Origin of the sequence: Pedobacter aquatilis (assembly GCF_032678425.1) — a bacterium.
Lineage (GTDB): Bacteria > Bacteroidota > Bacteroidia > Sphingobacteriales > Sphingobacteriaceae > Pedobacter > Pedobacter aquatilis_B.
This window is the reverse complement of record NZ_JAVTSG010000001.1, coordinates 505658-521914: the sequence shown is the minus strand read 5'-3', so window position 1 is coordinate 521914 and position 16257 is coordinate 505658. Positions and strand designations below refer to the sequence as shown.

Annotated in this window: 15 protein-coding genes; 2 read left to right on the top strand and 13 right to left on the bottom strand. The window is 36.8% G+C overall.

Annotated elements, in window-relative coordinates; translation table 11 throughout:
* Positions 1 to 42 precede the first annotated feature (42 nt).
* Positions 43 to 414 (top strand): hypothetical protein, encoded by a 372-nt coding sequence (locus R2Q16_RS02090; protein WP_316734871.1) that lies wholly within the window; start codon positions 43 to 45, stop codon positions 412 to 414.
* A gap of 135 nt (positions 415 to 549) precedes the next feature.
* Here R2Q16_RS02090 and R2Q16_RS02085 read toward each other — a convergent pair whose 3' ends face one another.
* Positions 550 to 1227 (bottom strand): SMI1/KNR4 family protein, encoded by a 678-nt coding sequence (locus R2Q16_RS02085; protein ID WP_316734870.1) that lies wholly within the window; start codon positions 1225 to 1227, stop codon positions 550 to 552.
* Positions 1228 to 2002: 775 nt separating this feature from the next.
* Positions 2003 to 2725 carry a hypothetical protein gene (locus R2Q16_RS02080; RefSeq protein WP_316734869.1) on the bottom strand — a complete coding sequence of 241 codons (723 nt, stop codon included), beginning with the start codon at positions 2723 to 2725 and terminating at the stop codon, positions 2003 to 2005.
* A gap of 374 nt (positions 2726 to 3099) precedes the next feature.
* On the opposite strand from R2Q16_RS02080, the gene uvrA reads away from it, so the two are divergent.
* A complete protein-coding gene (uvrA, locus tag R2Q16_RS02075; RefSeq protein WP_316734868.1) occupies positions 3100 to 5943 on the top strand; it encodes an excinuclease ABC subunit UvrA in 2844 nt (947 codons plus the stop codon).
* Between the two features lie 478 nt (positions 5944 to 6421).
* On the opposite strand, the gene R2Q16_RS02070 is transcribed toward uvrA, so the two are convergent.
* The 11 genes from R2Q16_RS02070 to R2Q16_RS02020 all read right to left on the bottom strand — a co-directional run bounded on the left by R2Q16_RS02070 (position 6422) and on the right by R2Q16_RS02020 (position 16199).
* Positions 6422 to 7189, bottom strand: a complete 768-nt coding sequence (locus R2Q16_RS02070) for a DUF3667 domain-containing protein (RefSeq protein WP_316734867.1) — start codon at positions 7187 to 7189, stop codon at positions 6422 to 6424.
* Positions 7189 to 7434: a hypothetical protein gene (locus R2Q16_RS02065; RefSeq protein WP_316734866.1), complete on the bottom strand. Its 246-nt coding sequence runs from the start codon at positions 7432 to 7434 to the stop codon at positions 7189 to 7191. The genes R2Q16_RS02070 and R2Q16_RS02065 overlap by 1 nt, the downstream gene beginning before the upstream one ends.
* A gap of 102 nt (positions 7435 to 7536) precedes the next feature.
* Entirely contained in the window at positions 7537 to 7716 is a 180-nt protein-coding gene (locus R2Q16_RS02060; RefSeq protein ID WP_316734865.1) for a KOW motif-containing protein, read from the bottom strand.
* A gap of 101 nt (positions 7717 to 7817) precedes the next feature.
* Positions 7818 to 8240 (bottom strand): SH3 domain-containing protein, encoded by a 423-nt coding sequence (locus tag R2Q16_RS02055; RefSeq protein ID WP_316734864.1) that lies wholly within the window; start codon positions 8238 to 8240, stop codon positions 7818 to 7820.
* Positions 8241 to 8248: 8 nt separating this feature from the next.
* Entirely contained in the window at positions 8249 to 8710 is a 462-nt protein-coding gene (locus tag R2Q16_RS02050) for a BON domain-containing protein (protein WP_316734863.1), read from the bottom strand.
* 212 nt (positions 8711 to 8922) lie between these two features.
* The gene (locus tag R2Q16_RS02045; RefSeq protein WP_316734862.1) at positions 8923 to 9393 is read right to left on the bottom strand and encodes a CYTH domain-containing protein; all 471 of its coding nucleotides are present in this window, start codon (positions 9391 to 9393) and stop codon (positions 8923 to 8925) included.
* Positions 9393 to 11342: a beta-N-acetylhexosaminidase gene (locus R2Q16_RS02040; RefSeq protein WP_316734861.1), complete on the bottom strand. Its 1950-nt coding sequence runs from the start codon at positions 11340 to 11342 to the stop codon at positions 9393 to 9395. Before R2Q16_RS02040 ends, R2Q16_RS02045 begins: the two co-directional genes overlap by 1 nt.
* A gap of 247 nt (positions 11343 to 11589) precedes the next feature.
* Entirely contained in the window at positions 11590 to 12288 is a 699-nt protein-coding gene (locus tag R2Q16_RS02035; RefSeq protein ID WP_316734860.1) for a gamma-glutamyl-gamma-aminobutyrate hydrolase family protein, read from the bottom strand.
* Positions 12289 to 12369: 81 nt separating this feature from the next.
* Positions 12370 to 13389, bottom strand: a complete 1020-nt coding sequence (locus R2Q16_RS02030) for a type I asparaginase (protein WP_316734859.1) — start codon at positions 13387 to 13389, stop codon at positions 12370 to 12372.
* Positions 13390 to 13785: 396 nt separating this feature from the next.
* A complete protein-coding gene (locus R2Q16_RS02025; protein WP_316734858.1) occupies positions 13786 to 14553 on the bottom strand; it encodes a TatD family hydrolase in 768 nt (255 codons plus the stop codon).
* Positions 14554 to 15203: 650 nt separating this feature from the next.
* A complete protein-coding gene (locus R2Q16_RS02020) occupies positions 15204 to 16199 on the bottom strand; it encodes an FKBP-type peptidyl-prolyl cis-trans isomerase (RefSeq protein ID WP_316734857.1) in 996 nt (331 codons plus the stop codon).
* Positions 16200 to 16257: the final 58 nt, after the last annotated feature.

The window sequence follows — 16257 nt, the reverse complement described above, 5'->3', positions numbered from 1 at the left end:
AAGCAGCAGGCATTCGGGTTATAGCGTAATCCAGGTGCCTGTTTGTTATTTATAAGCAATGTAAACTTCAATAAAGGTTTGTCTGATTTGAATAGGGATTTGGCAAAAGTAAATAAGGTTGTGGCAAATGTAAATAAGGCAGTGGAGAAAGTAAATATGGTTGTGGTAAAAGTAATTAAGGCTATGGTAAAAGTAAATAGGGAAGTGGTGGAAGTAAATAAGGAAGTGGCGAAGGTAAATAAGGCAGTGGCAAAAGTAAATATGGTTGTGGCAAAAGTAAATAAGGCAGTGGCAAAAGTAAATAGGGTTGTGGTAAAAGTAAATAAGGTTGTGGCGGAAGTGAATAAGGAAGTGGCGAAGGTAAATAAAGCATTTACTGGTTTAAGTGTTCCGAAGGATCACTTAAATCTTTAATTGAAACTAAGGTCTCCGACCGAAATTTAGCACTATCCAACCTATTTGCAACTGCTATATTTTCAGACAAAGTCTTGGTTAACATTATAAGTTTAAGTGACCGCTGAAAAAGCGAACACTTAAACTAGAGGGGGTTTAAAATCCAAATTCTTCAAAGTTTGCTTTGTCCATAGCTACCCAACTTGCCCAATATGATTTGCCTGTCGAACCTGCGCCTTTTGGATCTATTGCATAAAAGTCAGGTATTACTTCAAAGCGTTTCTTTGTTTTAGTCTCTATTAAAAAATGGGTTAGACATTCTAACATTTTGTCGAAGGAAGAAAAAATAATTTTGCTCAATCCGTCCAAATCGCCACCATACTCGTGGTCATAAACTCTTATTGGAAAATCTTTTTTATCCTTTATATTTCTTGTGTCGAATACGAGTGGTCCTGTGTCATTTCCCTCGTCAGCAAATGGTATAATTCCCAATGAGATAAGTTGACTTGATATGTTCCAACTAAGGTTATCTATTAATTCTGCTAGTGGTTTAGTTGGCAGAGAATGTGGCAGCCTTATTATTGAACAGTCGCAATCTGCAAAAAAATATCTTTTATGCCATTCAATAAAATTCTCAGGAAATATAACATTAAATTTTGCTTCAACTTTTATGTAATCATCTGTTGTTAAAGTTCCTGGAATGAGTTTCCATTCATACCAACCATCACCGTTAACTACAGATTGCATGATTTCTTTAGGAACTTTTTCAGTGTAAACAGATTTCATTCCTTTTGTCCAATACGCTTTAAAAAATTGCTCAATTCTATCAGTCATTATTATTGTAATCAAGTTTCTGTTAATTAGTTGGCGGCTTTATCTTCAAGCAAAGTCTTCGGTTTATGTATTTAAATTTAAGTGAATGCTGAAAAGGCGAACAATAAATTAGTGGGGGTCATTATGGTAAAATCCAAAATCTCCATCCGCTCCAATGTTGTCTGTAATAAAAATTAAAGTCTTTGTAGTCGGGTTTTGTGTCAAGGCTTTTAGTTGTCAAAAAGTCGGTATAATCTTTTTCTTGTTCAAATGTCTTAAGAAATTATTTTTCAAGTCGTAAACAAAATATTTTCCATCATAATTTTCATTTGCATTACCAGTCAAACCGTAAACGTAGTCGTCCACAATAACAAATTTGTCAATGTCTAACAAATTTACAGGTCCTTCGTCTTGAATGTATGCTTGTGTCCCATTTATTTCTTGAATTGCACGCCCCCCTTTCTGGTTTAAGTGTTCCGCAGGGTCACTTAAATCTTATATAAAAACCAAGGTCTTTGACCGTAACCGCGCACGGTCTTATTGTTAGTGCTTCATTTCCAGACGCAGTCTTCGGTTTTTGCTGCAAATTTAAGTGACCGCTGAAAAAGCGAACACTTAAACTAGTGGGGTTCCGCAGGGTCACTTAAATCTTATATAAAAACCAAGGTCTTTGACCGTAACCTCGCACAGTCTTATTGTTAGTGCTTCATTTCCAGACGCAGTCTTCGGTTTTTGCTGCAAATTTAAGTGTCCGCTGAAAAAGCGAACACTTAAACTAGTGGGGTAGCCTTTCTCGTTATATTATTGTGTATGTGCTAAACAAATGAGGTGTCCCGCCAAGTTCAACTTGTAGCTTTTGAAAGTAAAATCCCATCCCTCTGTTTGGTGTCCAGTCGTATAAATGAGAAAATTGTTTTTCGTAGTCCTTGTCTTTCAGTCGTTTCATAAAGTCTGCATAAATCCCAGTTTTGAATGAAATGTCTTGGCTCAGATTTATGGTATTAATAAGCCTAATTATTTTTATGTGGTCGGCATCTTTTATTTCAATAATTCTACTTGTCGTTAGAAGGGAAATGCAATGTTGAACTATTGTGTCAAGTTGCCGTCTTGACACAATAATTAAAGAGTCCATATTTGGTTTCTTCAAAATGTCATAACGCTTTTTACTATTGTAAATGTCTATGTCTTTGCCAACAATCTTGTAATCATAGTAAAGTTGAAGGTCAATTAATAAACTGTCTTTGTCAAGTAAATACTTTGAGCGTTGTATTCCAGTTATTTGTTCGCTACCGGTAACTAAACAAATTGTGTCTCCAATCATTTCATATTCCCCGTCATAGGTAGTGTTTCCAAAGTGTCCGTTTGAAGTTCTTTTATAGGTGTTGTCATTATTAAACTCAAATGTCCAACTTGTCCGAGCCCACCAACCTGAAAAAGTCTTGTCAATTGACTGTCCGAAACAGCAAGTGTTAATTGTTGTAAGAATTGTCACTATGAAAATATGTTTCGCTGTTGTCATAAGGTTACACATAACTCATATATATGCGCTACTTCATAGCACAAATATATCCAAAACAGGAGGGATTGGCGAAGATAGAGTAGCGTAAAATTTATTCTTCTAAAACTAATAAATTTAAACCAAGCATCAAACAAATCATCCGCTTTGCGAAACCAAAAACAAAAAAATACAAAACCCTTATCTACGCTTAATGTTAATAGAAGAAAGCCTTTCAAAATGTAAACATCATTGTTAAAAAGGGTATAAATAATTATGACAATTAATCCTTAATACAGTTTGACTTACACTTTCATTTTGATAAAATTTTTAGCAATTTTGCCGATTGGAATTTAGCCATTTTTCAGGTCTGTAATTTCCCAACTTTTTATAAAAATATGAGCAATAAATCTATCGACCTTGGCGAGCAAAAAGATGTAGAAGTTTACGGAGCAAGGGTACATAATTTAAAAAATATCGATGTGAGTTTCCCTCGCAATCAAATGGTTGTAATAACCGGTTTGAGTGGTAGCGGTAAATCTTCGCTGGCTTTTGATACCATTTACGCCGAAGGACAACGCCGTTACATGGAAACCTTTAGCGCTTACAGTCGCCAGTTTATGGGTGGCATGGAACGCCCCGATGTGGATAAGGTTTCGGGCTTAAGTCCGGTTATTGCCATAGAACAAAAAACCACCAGTAAAAACCCGCGTTCTACGGTGGGTACCATTACCGAGATTTACGATTTTATGCGTTTGCTTTATGCTCGTGTTGCAGATGCTTACTCGTACAATACCGGTGAGAAAATGGAGCGCATGAGCGAAGACCAGATTCTCCAAAATATTTATAAAAAGTTTGATGGTGTGCCAGTGAATATCCTTGCGCCTGTGGTTAAAGGTAGAAAAGGGCATTACCGAGAATTGTTTGAGCAAATCCGTAAGCAAGGTTATACCAAAGTTCGGGTAGATGGCGAAATCAAAGACATCACCGCTAAAATGCAGGTGGATAGGTATAAAATCCACGATATTGAAGTGGTAATCGATAGACTAATCATTGATGAAAAAGATAAAAAACGCCTGTTAGATTCGCTTCAAATTGCCATGAAAATGGGTAAGGGTGTTATCAAAATCAGCGATAAGGATAACAATGTGGCGCATTTCAGTAAGTTTTTAATGTGTCCAACAACCGGCATTTCTTACGATGAACCACAACCAAACAGCTTTTCTTTTAACTCGCCTTATGGGGCGTGTGAGCGCTGTGATGGTTTAGGTTATATTTTCGTGGTGGATAAGGAATCGGTTATGCCGAATCCAAAGTTGAGTATTTTAAATGGAGGGTTGGCTCCGCTTGGCGAATACCGCGATACCTGGATGTTTCAGGTTTTGAAAGCATTATCTAAAAAATACAATTTCTCTTTATCTACACCAATCGAAAAACTCAGCGATGAGGTTATCAACATCATTTTAAATGGTGCGAATGATTTAATTAAGGTTGAGGTTGAGTACAACAAGTGGAACGTTCAGAATTATAATATCACTTTCGATGGTATCATAAAAATGCTCGAAGAACAGAACGAGAAAAGGAGTGAGGCTGCGGTTGATGATATGGAAGCTTTCCGGAAACTTAAAACCTGCCCTGAATGCAATGGCGCAAGGTTAAAGAAAGAAAGTTTGCATTTCAAGGTTGATGGTATGAACATCTTCGACTTATCTTCAATGGATATAAATAACCTTTACAAATGGTTTGAAAACGTTGATGAACGACTTTCTGAGCGTCAGAATATTATTGCCAAAGAAATTTTAAAAGAAATTAAGGCCCGTATTGGTTTCTTAACCGATGTTGGTTTAACTTATTTAACATTAGATAGAACTGCCCGTACACTTTCGGGTGGCGAGGCACAACGTATTCGATTGGCTACCCAAATCGGTTCGCAGTTGATGAACGTAATGTATATTCTGGATGAGCCAAGTATTGGTTTGCACCAAAGGGATAACGAACGTTTAATTAATGCGTTGAAAAATCTGCGTGATTTAGGCAATACCGTTCTGGTTGTAGAGCACGATAAGGATATGATATTGGAAGCCGATTGGGTGATTGATGTTGGTCCGGGTGCGGGTATTCATGGCGGAACAGTAGTTGCAGAGGGTACAGCAAAGCAGATTTTAAAGTCAAACACCTTAACGGCTCAATACTTAAACGGTAAAAAGGGTATAGAAATCCCGAAGGTAAGGCGAAAAGGTAACGGACATAAATTGTCCATAATCAAAGCACATGGACATAATTTAAAGGATGTTTCGGTTGATTTTCCTTTGGGTAAGTTTATTGCGGTAACAGGTGTTTCGGGTAGTGGTAAATCGAGTTTAATTACCGAAACTTTATATCCGATATTAAATCACCATTTTTTCAGGGCGAAGAAAACACCTTTACCTTACGAGAAAATAACGGGTTTAAAGGAAATTGATAAGGTTATTGAGATAGACCAGGCACCGATTGGCAGAACGCCTCGTTCAAATCCTTCAACTTACACTGGTGTTTTTTCTGATATCAGAAACTTGTTTGTTCAATTGCCAGAAGCTAAAATTCGTGGTTATAAGCCTGGTCGTTTTTCTTTCAATGTAAAGGGCGGTCGTTGCGAAACTTGTCAGGGTGGCGGAATGAAGGTTATTGAAATGAACTTTTTACCGGATGTACAGGTGCCTTGCGAAGAATGTGGTGGTAAAAGGTATAATCGCGAAACGCTGGAAGTTCGTTACCGCGGTAAATCAATCAGCGATGTATTGGATATGAGTATTGAAGATGCCTGCGTTTATTTTGAGCACATTCCAAACATCTACCGTAAAATCAAAACCTTAAAGGACGTTGGTCTTGGTTACATCACTTTAGGTCAATCGTCTGTTACTTTATCTGGAGGTGAGGCACAGAGGGTTAAACTCGCTACAGAATTATCGAAAAAGGATACAGGTAAAACCTTCTATATTCTAGATGAGCCAACAACTGGTTTACACTTCGAAGATATTAATGTGCTTTTAGGCGTACTGCAAGAATTGGTAGATAAGGGCAATACGATTTTAGTAATCGAACACAATTTAGATGTGGTTAAAGTTGCCGATTGGGTAATAGATTTAGGTGAAGAAGGCGGCGCAGGCGGCGGTAGAATCTTATTCGAGGGTACACCTGAAGGTTTAATTCAAAATCCAATTAGTTTGACTGGTAAGTTTTTGAAGAAAGAGATGGAATTGTAAATTGGTTAATTGTTGAATTGGTTCTCGGTAAATTGCTGAATTGATTAATTGATAAATTGTTGATTGAGTCTTGGTTAATTGGTTATTGATAAATTGGTTAATTTTTGAATTGATTAATTGACAAATTGTTTAATTGATAAATTGCTCAATTGTTGATTGGTAATTGTTCATTGAGATTTGTTAATTAGTAATTTGGTTATTGTTTGCTCATTGTAAGGCCAAAGTACATCATCCACGTTCTACTTTTTTCCGGCCAAATAAATTTTTGGGGATGCAACAAAGAGCCAAAGCAGTTACTTGAATACAAAAATTTTCAGCCGGTGGTTTTTGTTTCTTTTTGCCAAAAAAAAGAAAAAGCCAGTCCGGCTAGGACAAAATAAATTAAACAAGCGACAGGGCCTAATTAAGAAGAACTTTAACGAATCAGTCAATTCCGCTCGCCAAAAAAATAAGTTAATCGAACTTTTCCAGCAGCACCTTACTTTTTAATCGATCCAATAACACCCAATACAAATCCAATAATTCCGGATAGGAATATGTAGGATATTGGAACCATTATCGCTCTTAAAATCGCTGCTTTTTTCGAATAACCATACCCACCGAAAAACTGGCTGTAAAACCAAACCGTATAAACCATTCCGCCTAAGCCAATGAATAGGTAATAAATATAAAACAGCGTGGTGGTATTGGTGTAGAATATTGTTAATATGGTAAACAGTAAGCCAATAATTAATTCGCCAGCAGTTTTATAGGAGTTTAAAACCAAATGTTCGCTGTAGTTTAGTTTTGCTTTTCTGAACCACAAGGAAGTGAACAACGAATAAACCGGTATCAAAATTAAGATAACAATTTTTGGATTCTTTGTGGTGAACTTCTCAAAAGAATTCATCTGTTCCTTAATGTTTTCAGGCATTAAATCGGTTATGCGAATGTGTGTATATGGCGCTAATAAGCCAGAAGTAGCAAGAATAATCACGATTAATGTAACGAAGCTAAAAAACTTTGCCCTCTTACCCTGAATAAATTCTCTAACACTGTGCCCTGGTCGGGTAAAGAGTTCTTTTATTGTATATAAAACACCTTTATCAACATGCCAAATGCCATGTATAAAATCGTGTTCAACAAAATGTTTTAAAGAATACCGGTGGGTGCTGGCTTTTTGACCGCAACTTTGGCAATAATTTTCAATTACTTCTCGATTGCAGTTTAAGCAATTGTGATGTAGGGATTGAGCGTTAGTATTCACTAGTTAACTTGTCTGGATTTTATTTCTGTATTGATTTGACCGAAACGGATAAGAATTGGCAATAAAGTAATCATACTTGCCGGAAGCACAGCAATTAATCCAAAGTTTTTCTTCTGCATGGCTATATATAAAATTATGCCAAATGCTAAAAGGAATACAATGCCCAGACCAATTGCAGCACCTTTTAATAAGTTTCGCTGTTTGGTAAGCGATTCTAAACTTTGTTCTGATAAAGAGTTTTTCATAATGTTTGGTTCGCCTTATCGGCAGCCGAATTTAGTAATTTTTCGATTAAAATATATAAACATATGGTTACTTATGTGTTTCAGTTTGAAAATTACAGTAGTTTAACTCAAAACTTTTACGTTTCTGCCTAGGGTTTTAAACCGAACACCGTCGTTTTGCTCTACCGTAATGGTAATGTGACCCGTTTTGCTAGTGTTTATATCGCTAACAATACCCAATTTACCTTTGTGCGTTCCCACGATTACCTTGCATTTATCACCATCTTTTAATTTACTGTCCATTTTAAAATTTTATAACTTCTAATTTAATTAAACTCAGTTATATGATGTAAAAAAAACGCAGCCTTTTTTAAAGGTTGCGTTTTTGTAAATGATTCAAAAATTTAAGCTTGAGGTTCCAGGTATTGTGCGTAACAATAACCTTCTTCTCCATCTTTAGTGCGAACTAACCACCATAAGTCATTACTACGGTTTACCAGTGTAATAATTTCATCGTGAGCAGCTTTACCAACAATTGGCTGGTCGGTTCCCGGGCCTTTGCGGATGTTTAAATTGCTGCTTTTAGTCATAACTTTTGCTTTCGTAACGGCTACATCAATTGCTACGTTAACATTTAAAACTAAGTCGCCTGAAGTAAAATTAGGGTCGATTTGATTGTAAATTTCCCAAAGATTATCTTTCGATACCGCGTTGGCTGCCGTTCCGTCAATGTATAAAATTCCATCTTGCTCTCGTACGGCTAAGTTTGCAATGCCAGCAGAAATTGCTGCATCCGTTAATGCCTTATATTTTTCTTGTAATCCCATTGTTCAAGTTATTTTATGGTTAGTTTATTGTCGATTTTTTTAGGTTTTAATGCGCTTAGGCGTTGTAAAAGCGTCATTAACGAAGCTCTGTTAATTTCTCCCGTAAGTTTAACCACGCCATCTTTAACTTCAGCTTTTACTGTAGTGAAATCTTTAATAGCATCAGTAACATTTTTTGCTAAAATTGGGTCTTCGGCAATAATAACTGGCGCAATGGTTTTAACTGTTAAACTATTGATAACTGATTTAACACCTTTTTCCGCTTTGGCAATTTCTTCGGCTTTGGCTTTTGCAGCTTCGTCTGCAACTTCTCCGGTTAGTGTTACATCGCCCTTTAAAACGGAAACTGTAATTCCTGCCGCTTCTTTAGCTTGTACAGCAGCCTGAATATCTGCATCTTTCGGTTTACAACTTACCAAAAACAGCGTTGTTGCGATAACCGCACTCATTAAAAATTTAGTTGTTTTCATCCTTTTGTATTTGTTAATTGTTTAAAATTTCTGTCTGTAATCAGTCTTTTCGGGATAACTGATTAAAAATTAAACAAGGATGATTTTTGAATAAGCGAATATAGGAAATGCGTTTAAAAGGAAATAAATGTGAAAGATTTATTTATGCACATAGTTGAAGTAAAACAATTCTCTAAACAACAAAGGTTCGCATTATCGCGAACCTTTGTTGTTTATTTCCAATCCTTAAAAGGGTATTTAGTTAAGTTTGAATTGAAGTATTTTTGCTCCTGTGTAACTTCTTCGGCAACCCAATCGGGTAATTCAAAAATTTCGTCTTCCGTTTCAAGCTCGATTTCGGCAACAATTAAACCGCTATTATTGCCTGAAAAAACATCAATTTCCCAAAGCTTTTCTTTATAAGCGATCTCATATCTGATTTTCTCCAATTCAGCTTCTGAGAAATTATCCAATAATTCTTTGGCTTCCTCTGTTGGAATTTCATATTCATATTCCAGTCGTGTTGCCCCAATTGATATACCCTTGATGGTTAACCAAGCCTTATCATTAGAAATTCTTACCCGAATGGTTTTATTTGGGTCGGTTAAAATGTAGCCTTGCCTCAGATGTTTTCCGGCAGGTTTTTCTAATTTATCCCATTCTATCAAATTAATCAGAAATTTTCTTTCGATTTCTTTACCCATTATCTACTTCTCTTCTGTAAATCGGCAATTGGTAAGCTAATTAATCTGCCAACAGGATTTTTACCTTTATAAGAAATGATGCGTAGCATACTTGCATCTTTTGGAGGTGTAATAGCCGATGTATACTTAGGATAAAAACGATCGGGTGTAGAGTTATCAAAGCTGTAATAAATGTCCAAACCATCAATTTCTGGTGTTAATTCAATCATTAATTGCTTATCTGCCGTTCTCTTAACACTAATTGCCGGGTCGTAAATTGCAGCAGAATATTTGGTTTCTGCTAAATCTAAACGCTGAAAATGTTGTTCAGTTCTATCTACAAAATTAACCCAGTTTTTCTTCTCAATCGGACTCCAAACTGATTCAGCAATCGCAAAAGCTCTTGGCCAAAGCATATACTGTACCTGACGGAAATTGAAAATTTGTTCCGTCCATAAATTCGCCTGACCGCCAATAATGTATTTTGGATCGGCACCTGCCGGAATAGGATTGAACTGGTAAGTTTTATTTAAACGGAGTGAGGCATAAACCTTCGGTTCGGTAATTACATCGGCCTGCATGTAATCGAGGTATGCAAAATCCGTCGGACTCATCACCACATTATGTTTATCTTTTGAAGCCTGAATTCCATATTTTAAGCCTCTCCAACTCATAACAGAAGCCGTTGGCGAAACACCACCCTCTAAAATTTCATCCCAACCCATAAACTTTTTACCTTTCGAAACCACAATTTGTTCTACTCGTTTTTCAAAATAAGCCTGTACTTGTGGAATGGTTTTTAAGCCTTCGCGTTGCATTAATTGTTTAACCTGGTCGTTTTTCTCCCAGAAATTATGCGGTGCTTCATCGCCACCCATGTGTATATATTCGAAAGGGAAAAGTTTTGCAACTTGAGTAATTACGGTATCTAAGAAAACATAAACCTTCTCATTTGCCGGACAAAGCGTATTATCAACCAAAGCCAATGGTGGTGCACCGCGACTCCAGTCCATAATTTTTTCGCCAGAACGTACTTTGTAATTTACAGCATCAGGCGTGCAAGATAATTCAGGGTAAGAAGCGATGGCAGCTAAACTATGTCCGGGAACATCAATTTCGGGCATAATATTTACAAAACGCTCTTGTGCATATTGTACAATTTCCTTAATGTCATCTTGTGTATAAAAACCGCCATAGGTACGTGGTTCATCAGCCGTAGGCGGAATAAAATCGCCAAAAGTACCTACCTTTTTTACACTCCAGGCACCAACTTCGGTAAGTTTAGGTAAACCCTTTATTTCAATTCTCCAGCCTTCATCATCTGTTAAATGCCAGTGTAATAAGTTAAACTTGTAACGAACCATATCATCGATGAAGCGTTTAACTTCATCTTTAGTAAAGAAATGACGGGCAACATCAAACATTAAGCCTCTCCAGCCCAATTTTGGGTAGTCGATTACATCAACACACGGTGCTTGCCATTTTACATTTTTAACTAATTCTTTGCTTTCGATTTGTGTAGGAAATAATTGAATTAAGGATTGTACACCCCAAAAAATCCCGGCAGGTTTATTTGCGGTAACTACAATTTGTGTCGGATTGATGTTCAGTTTGTAACCTTCATTTCCAAGTTGAGCATCTGCCTGAGCATTCAAAATTAATTTTATGGTTGGATGCGCGGCATTGTTTGCCGTACTTACAAATTTGCCTGTTGATGTTGTGATTCTATCTGTTAGAAAGGCAATTGATTGTTTTAATTCGCCACTTTTTACCGCATGAATGGTTACATTTTCGGGCAAAGTAAACATTCCGGTCTTCTTCATTACAGAAACCGGTTCAGGAATTATTGCAATTGGTGTTTGCACTGCAATGGCATCACCATCGCCAATTTCAGTTTCATTTACGATGGTTTGTGCGTATACATTCGCTGTAAAAATGCAGCAAGAAATAATCAGGAATAGCTTTCTCATTTAATATTAGTATAGATGAATCGAAAATTATTAATCGGCAATTTAATAAAAAAGAATTGGAACTGGTTTTGGGGTGAGGTATTATCACGCAGATCTGTTCTTTACTACCAATGCATGTAAATACTTGAAATTATTTTAACCGCAGAGAACGCAAAGTTTATCGCAAAGAAAAAGAAGATTATGCCGTTAAACAACCAGCTTTGTGTTCTTTGCGTTTCATCTCCGTGCGCTTTGCGGTTAAATTAACTTACCTTAAAATCGCATTAATAAAAGCATTGTGCAAATTCTTGCTAAACGGACTTTGTTTGTCTTTTAGCCTTTCTGGGTGCCATTGTACAAAAAGCAGAAAAGATTTTCCTTCGGGATGCAAACGTTCCATTGCTTCGGCAACTCCATCGGCTGTAATGGCGCTCACTACAAAACCCTTTGCCATCCTATCTGTACTTTGATGGTGATTGCTATTTACTAAACCCTTATCGGTATTTACAATTTGGCTTAACCATGAAGATGGATTGACTAAAATTTCGTGGTATCTATCGCTTTTGTCGGGCATTTTAGAATGTGCAAATTTCCCCCAGGTCGGAATGTCAGGTATTAAATTGCCACCAAAAAATACATTACCAACCTGCATGCCTCTACAAATACCTAAAACCGGAATCTGGTTTTCTTCGGTATAGGCTAAAACCTTAAATTCAAATTCATCTCGCTGTTCATCAATATCATCATCGTAGCAATATGGATAATATTCTGGCTGATTGTAAAAGCGTGGATGAACATCTTCACCACCGGTTAATACAATGCCGACGCAATTTTTAATGTCGTCGAAATTATTAAGTTTATAGCCAAGTTGAATCACTTCAACACGTTCATCGTAACTTAAAACCCAATCGCGATAGATTTCGAATTTACTACAATCTGTTACACCAATGATGATTTTATCGGGCATAAATTTCTTTTTTAAGGATAAGAAGATATGCAACTAAAATAAAGGTATTCTACTGAAAACGCAAAGCGATGATGCAATAGTTTAGTCGTTTGTCATCTCGCCACGCAACGATTTTTCCATTAGTTTCTTGCTGTCTTCGATTGGTAAACCTAAGCCCATTACAAACATCAGTTTGGTTACCGTAGCTTCAAAAGTTAAATCGAAACCACTTAAAATACCCATTTGTTGTAAATCTCTACTGGTTTCGTAACGCCCTAACTGGACAGAACCTTTTTTGCATTGCGAAATGTCTACAATGATTTTTCCGCTGTCTATTGCTTGTTTCAAGCTATCTAAAAACCATGTTGCCGTTGTCGTATTACCCGAGCCAAAAGTTTCCAAAATTATGGCATCTACTTTCGATTCGGTAATGGCCTGAACGGCTTGCGGCGTAATACCAGGGTAAAGTTTAAGCACACCAATATTCGGATTAAAGTTGGTGCGTAAGTTCAAACGCTCTTCCGGAGCATCTAAAATATAGTTGGTGTGAAATTGTAAATGTACACCAGCCTCTGCCAATAATGAATAATTGGGCGAACGGAAAGCTTCAAATTTTTCGATGTTATATTTGATAGAACGGTTGCCTCTGAATAACTGGGCATCGAAATAAATGCAAACTTCGGGCACAAGCGCTTTGCCTTTTTCTTTTGTCGCGGCAATTTCCAAAGCCGTAATTAAGTTCTCTTTTGCATCTGTACGAATTTGTCCGATAGGTAATTGCGAACCGGTTAAAACCACAGGTTTACTCAGGTTTTCCAGCATAAAACTTAATGCCGAAGCGGTAAAAGCCATTGTATCAGAGCCGTGTAGGATTACAAAACCATCGTATAAATCGTAATTTTTATAAACCAGTTCGGCTAAGGTTTTCCAAATTTCGGGGTCCATATTTGATGAATCCAAAACCGGGTCGAAAGAATGGACATCTAATTGATAATTTAAACGGTTAAGTTCAGGAACGTTATTTTTTATCTGGTCGAAATCGAAAGGAATTAACATTCCATTATCCGGATCGTTTACCATACCGATGGTGCCACCGGTATAAATTATCAATATTTTTGTCATTTGGTTGGTAATAGGTTGCTCAGCGCAAAAGAACGCAAAAGATTTGTAATTCATACATCAATTATAAAATGATGTTGGTTTTGCATTTAAGCTAGCTGCTTTTGGAACTATAATTGTCCTGGCCGGACGGGCTTTTTTCTTTTTACACAAAAAGAAAAAAAGGTGTCGCCTGAAAATTATTCATTTGTATTATTGTTTTCATTGGCATTCATGAGGGCTTCGCCGTTTTTCTATTAAAGGCATTAAATTGGCTTACACTGTGCTTCCCGAAAAATTTGTTAGGCCGATTTAAGTAGAACGTAGGTTTTGTACTAAGGCTTAGTTAAGCGGAATTGCATGTTTGTATAGTAAATGCAGATTGCTTTGTGCCTCGCAATGACGAGAAGTAAATTAGATTTACACCCCAAAAATCTTTTTAGAGTTTTCAGTAGTAATATTTGCAATTTCCTCAATTGAAACCTGATAAATATCTGAAAGTTTTTGTGCCACATAAATCAAATAACTGCTTTCATTCGGTTTGCCTCTAAACGGAACGGGAGCAAGGTAAGGCGAATCGGTTTCAAGCACTAATTTATCTAAAGGAACATTTGCTAAAACCAAATCTAAGCCAGCTTTTTTATACGTTACAACGCCGCCAATTCCTAAGTAAAAGTTTAGGTTTATCGCTTGGTTGGCTTGCTGCTCGTTTCCGGTAAAGCAGTGGAAAATCCCCCTCAGTTTATCATCTTTTTCAGCTTCTAAAACTTCAAAAACCTCATCAAAAGCTTCTCGGCAATGAATTACGATTGGCAAGCCCAAGTCTTTAGCCCAATTAATTTGCTTCCTGAAAGCATCTTGCTGAATGCTTAATGTACTTTTATCCCAATACAAATCGATACCAATTTCGCCGATTGCATAAATTTTTCTGCCATCGATACTGCTGTAAATTTTTTCGAGTTGGGCCTCGTAATCATCTTTAACATCACAAGGATGCAAGCCTGCCATTGCGAAACAGTTTTCAGGGTATTTTTCTACCAAATCATCAATCATCTTAATTGAAGCCACATCCACATTCGGCAAAAACAAACGGTTCACATTATTTTCAAAGCAGCGTTCCATTAATTGGGCCTGTTTTTCTGCATCCTGCTCGTAATATAAATGGGTGTGGGTATCGGTAAAAATCATAGTGCGAAGGTAAGGATAATGCTTCGAAAGGTAAATTGCTGAAGAAATTAATGTTTTTTAAGTGCTGATGTTTAAAAGGTTTTTTGGAAATGAATGCTCCGGTACATTTGGCGGTTTGTAGCCCTGCTATCCACTTTACTTCGTTACACTTCGTGCTCGTTTCTATCAGGTTTAAAAACAACGGCTTTTCTCATAAGAGGAGCAAACCACCCCAACCCCTCCTTAAAAAAGGGAGGGGAGTTCCCCTCAAGGTTTCCACTTATGATTTACCGTCATTTCGACCGCAGCGGGGAAATCTTTGTACCTAATTTAACATTGAAGCAACCGTTGTAAAATAGCCCCGACATACGCGGAAATACTTTTGGCTCTTTAAACTTACGAAGTCTTAGCTCGAAGATGCTTGTTAGACTTCGTAAGTTTCGCCAAAAGATTGCAGCATTGGCGGGACAGGTTTCGCCGAAGAACGAATAACCCTGTGCTTCAAAAAAAAACAAAAGCTCTAGAATTTAAACTGCGGTACTGGAAACTTACGAAGTCTGCAATTGAAGATGCTTATTAGACTTCGTAAGTTTGATGTAACTAGGTTTCACCTAAAAACAAAAGCCTCAGAATTATAAATCCTGAGGCTTTAGAAAATATTTTTATTTTAATTATTGTACCGAAGCAGCTTGTGGTTGTGCTGCAACTGGTGCACCAGCCGGACCTTTTTTAATTGCTTTGATTTCGATATCGAAAACTAGCGGTGTAAATGGATTGATTGGACCACCACCATTTTCGCCGTAACCTAATTTTGAAGGGATGATGATTTTGATTTTACCACCAACGCCAATTAATTGAACACCTTCTACAAAACCTGGTGCCAATTGGTTTAACACCAACGGACGAGCAGTATATTGTGCCATTGGAGAGTGGATGCCAGCATCTTTAGCAATTTTTTCGTTAGATGTATCAAAAACATTAATCTTACCGTCGCCTTTTTTGCTAGTGAATTGACCAGTGTAATCAACGATTGCAGTATCAGTTAATGCAGCTCTTTCTGCGTTGCCTGGTTTCTCGATGATGTAGTTTAAACCTGAAGCAGTTGTTTTAACTTCTAATTTATTCTCGTCAATGTATTTTTTGATTTTTGCCGGCTCGTTAGCTTTATTTTTGTCGATTAAAGCTTTGTATTCTGCTTCAAAGAAATCTCTTTTCTTTTTCTCGAAAGTAGAATCAGCTTCGTTAGTTGCTTTGTGTAATACTTTTTCGATTTTAACTGTAAAAGTTGCGTAGTTAGATTTTAAACCAGCTGGTTTAGGTTGGCCAGAATATTTAGCCATCGAATCTAAATTTAATTTGAAAGATGCGCTATCGCCTTCGCCTAACATCTTTAAAGCCGCAACTAAATCGCCTTTGAACATCGATTTGTTGATTGGGAAAAACGCAGGGCGCTCGTTATCGTAAGTATTAACCAAGGTAGAATCTGCGTCAGTATTACCTTCTACAGTTTGAATACCGTTTAATTTTACAAAATCGCCTTCTTTAATTTTTTCTTTGCCTTCATCTTTTAAGATTTTGTATTGCAAATCGCCTTCGCCTTTTTTGTAATTGTTACATGCAGCTAAACCCATTGTTGCTGCAAATAGAATAATAATTCCTTTTTTCATTATATTATTTGAATTGTTTTTTGGTCATGAAACTAGTTGCGTAATTTCAATATTATTT

Coding starts and splice junctions, on each gene's coding strand:
- R2Q16_RS02085 (WP_316734870.1), bottom strand. CDS start 1,227: ATGACTGATAGAATTGAGCAATTTTTTAAAGCGTATTGGACAAAAGGA.
- R2Q16_RS02080 (WP_316734869.1), bottom strand. CDS start 2,725: ATGACAACAGCGAAACATATTTTCATAGTGACAATTCTTACAACAATT.
- uvrA (WP_316734868.1), top strand. CDS start 3,100: ATGAGCAATAAATCTATCGACCTTGGCGAGCAAAAAGATGTAGAAGTT.
- R2Q16_RS02065 (WP_316734866.1), bottom strand. CDS start 7,434: ATGAAAAACTCTTTATCAGAACAAAGTTTAGAATCGCTTACCAAACAG.
- R2Q16_RS02060 (WP_316734865.1), bottom strand. CDS start 7,716: ATGGACAGTAAATTAAAAGATGGTGATAAATGCAAGGTAATCGTGGGA.
- R2Q16_RS02055 (WP_316734864.1), bottom strand. CDS start 8,240: ATGGGATTACAAGAAAAATATAAGGCATTAACGGATGCAGCAATTTCT.
- R2Q16_RS02050 (WP_316734863.1), bottom strand. CDS start 8,710: ATGAAAACAACTAAATTTTTAATGAGTGCGGTTATCGCAACAACGCTG.
- R2Q16_RS02045 (WP_316734862.1), bottom strand. CDS start 9,393: ATGGGTAAAGAAATCGAAAGAAAATTTCTGATTAATTTGATAGAATGG.
- R2Q16_RS02040 (WP_316734861.1), bottom strand. CDS start 11,342: ATGAGAAAGCTATTCCTGATTATTTCTTGCTGCATTTTTACAGCGAAT.
- R2Q16_RS02035 (WP_316734860.1), bottom strand. CDS start 12,288: ATGCCCGATAAAATCATCATTGGTGTAACAGATTGTAGTAAATTCGAA.
- R2Q16_RS02030 (WP_316734859.1), bottom strand. CDS start 13,389: ATGACAAAAATATTGATAATTTATACCGGTGGCACCATCGGTATGGTA.
- R2Q16_RS02025 (WP_316734858.1), bottom strand. CDS start 14,553: ATGATTTTTACCGATACCCACACCCATTTATATTACGAGCAGGATGCA.
- R2Q16_RS02020 (WP_316734857.1), bottom strand. CDS start 16,199: ATGAAAAAAGGAATTATTATTCTATTTGCAGCAACAATGGGTTTAGCT.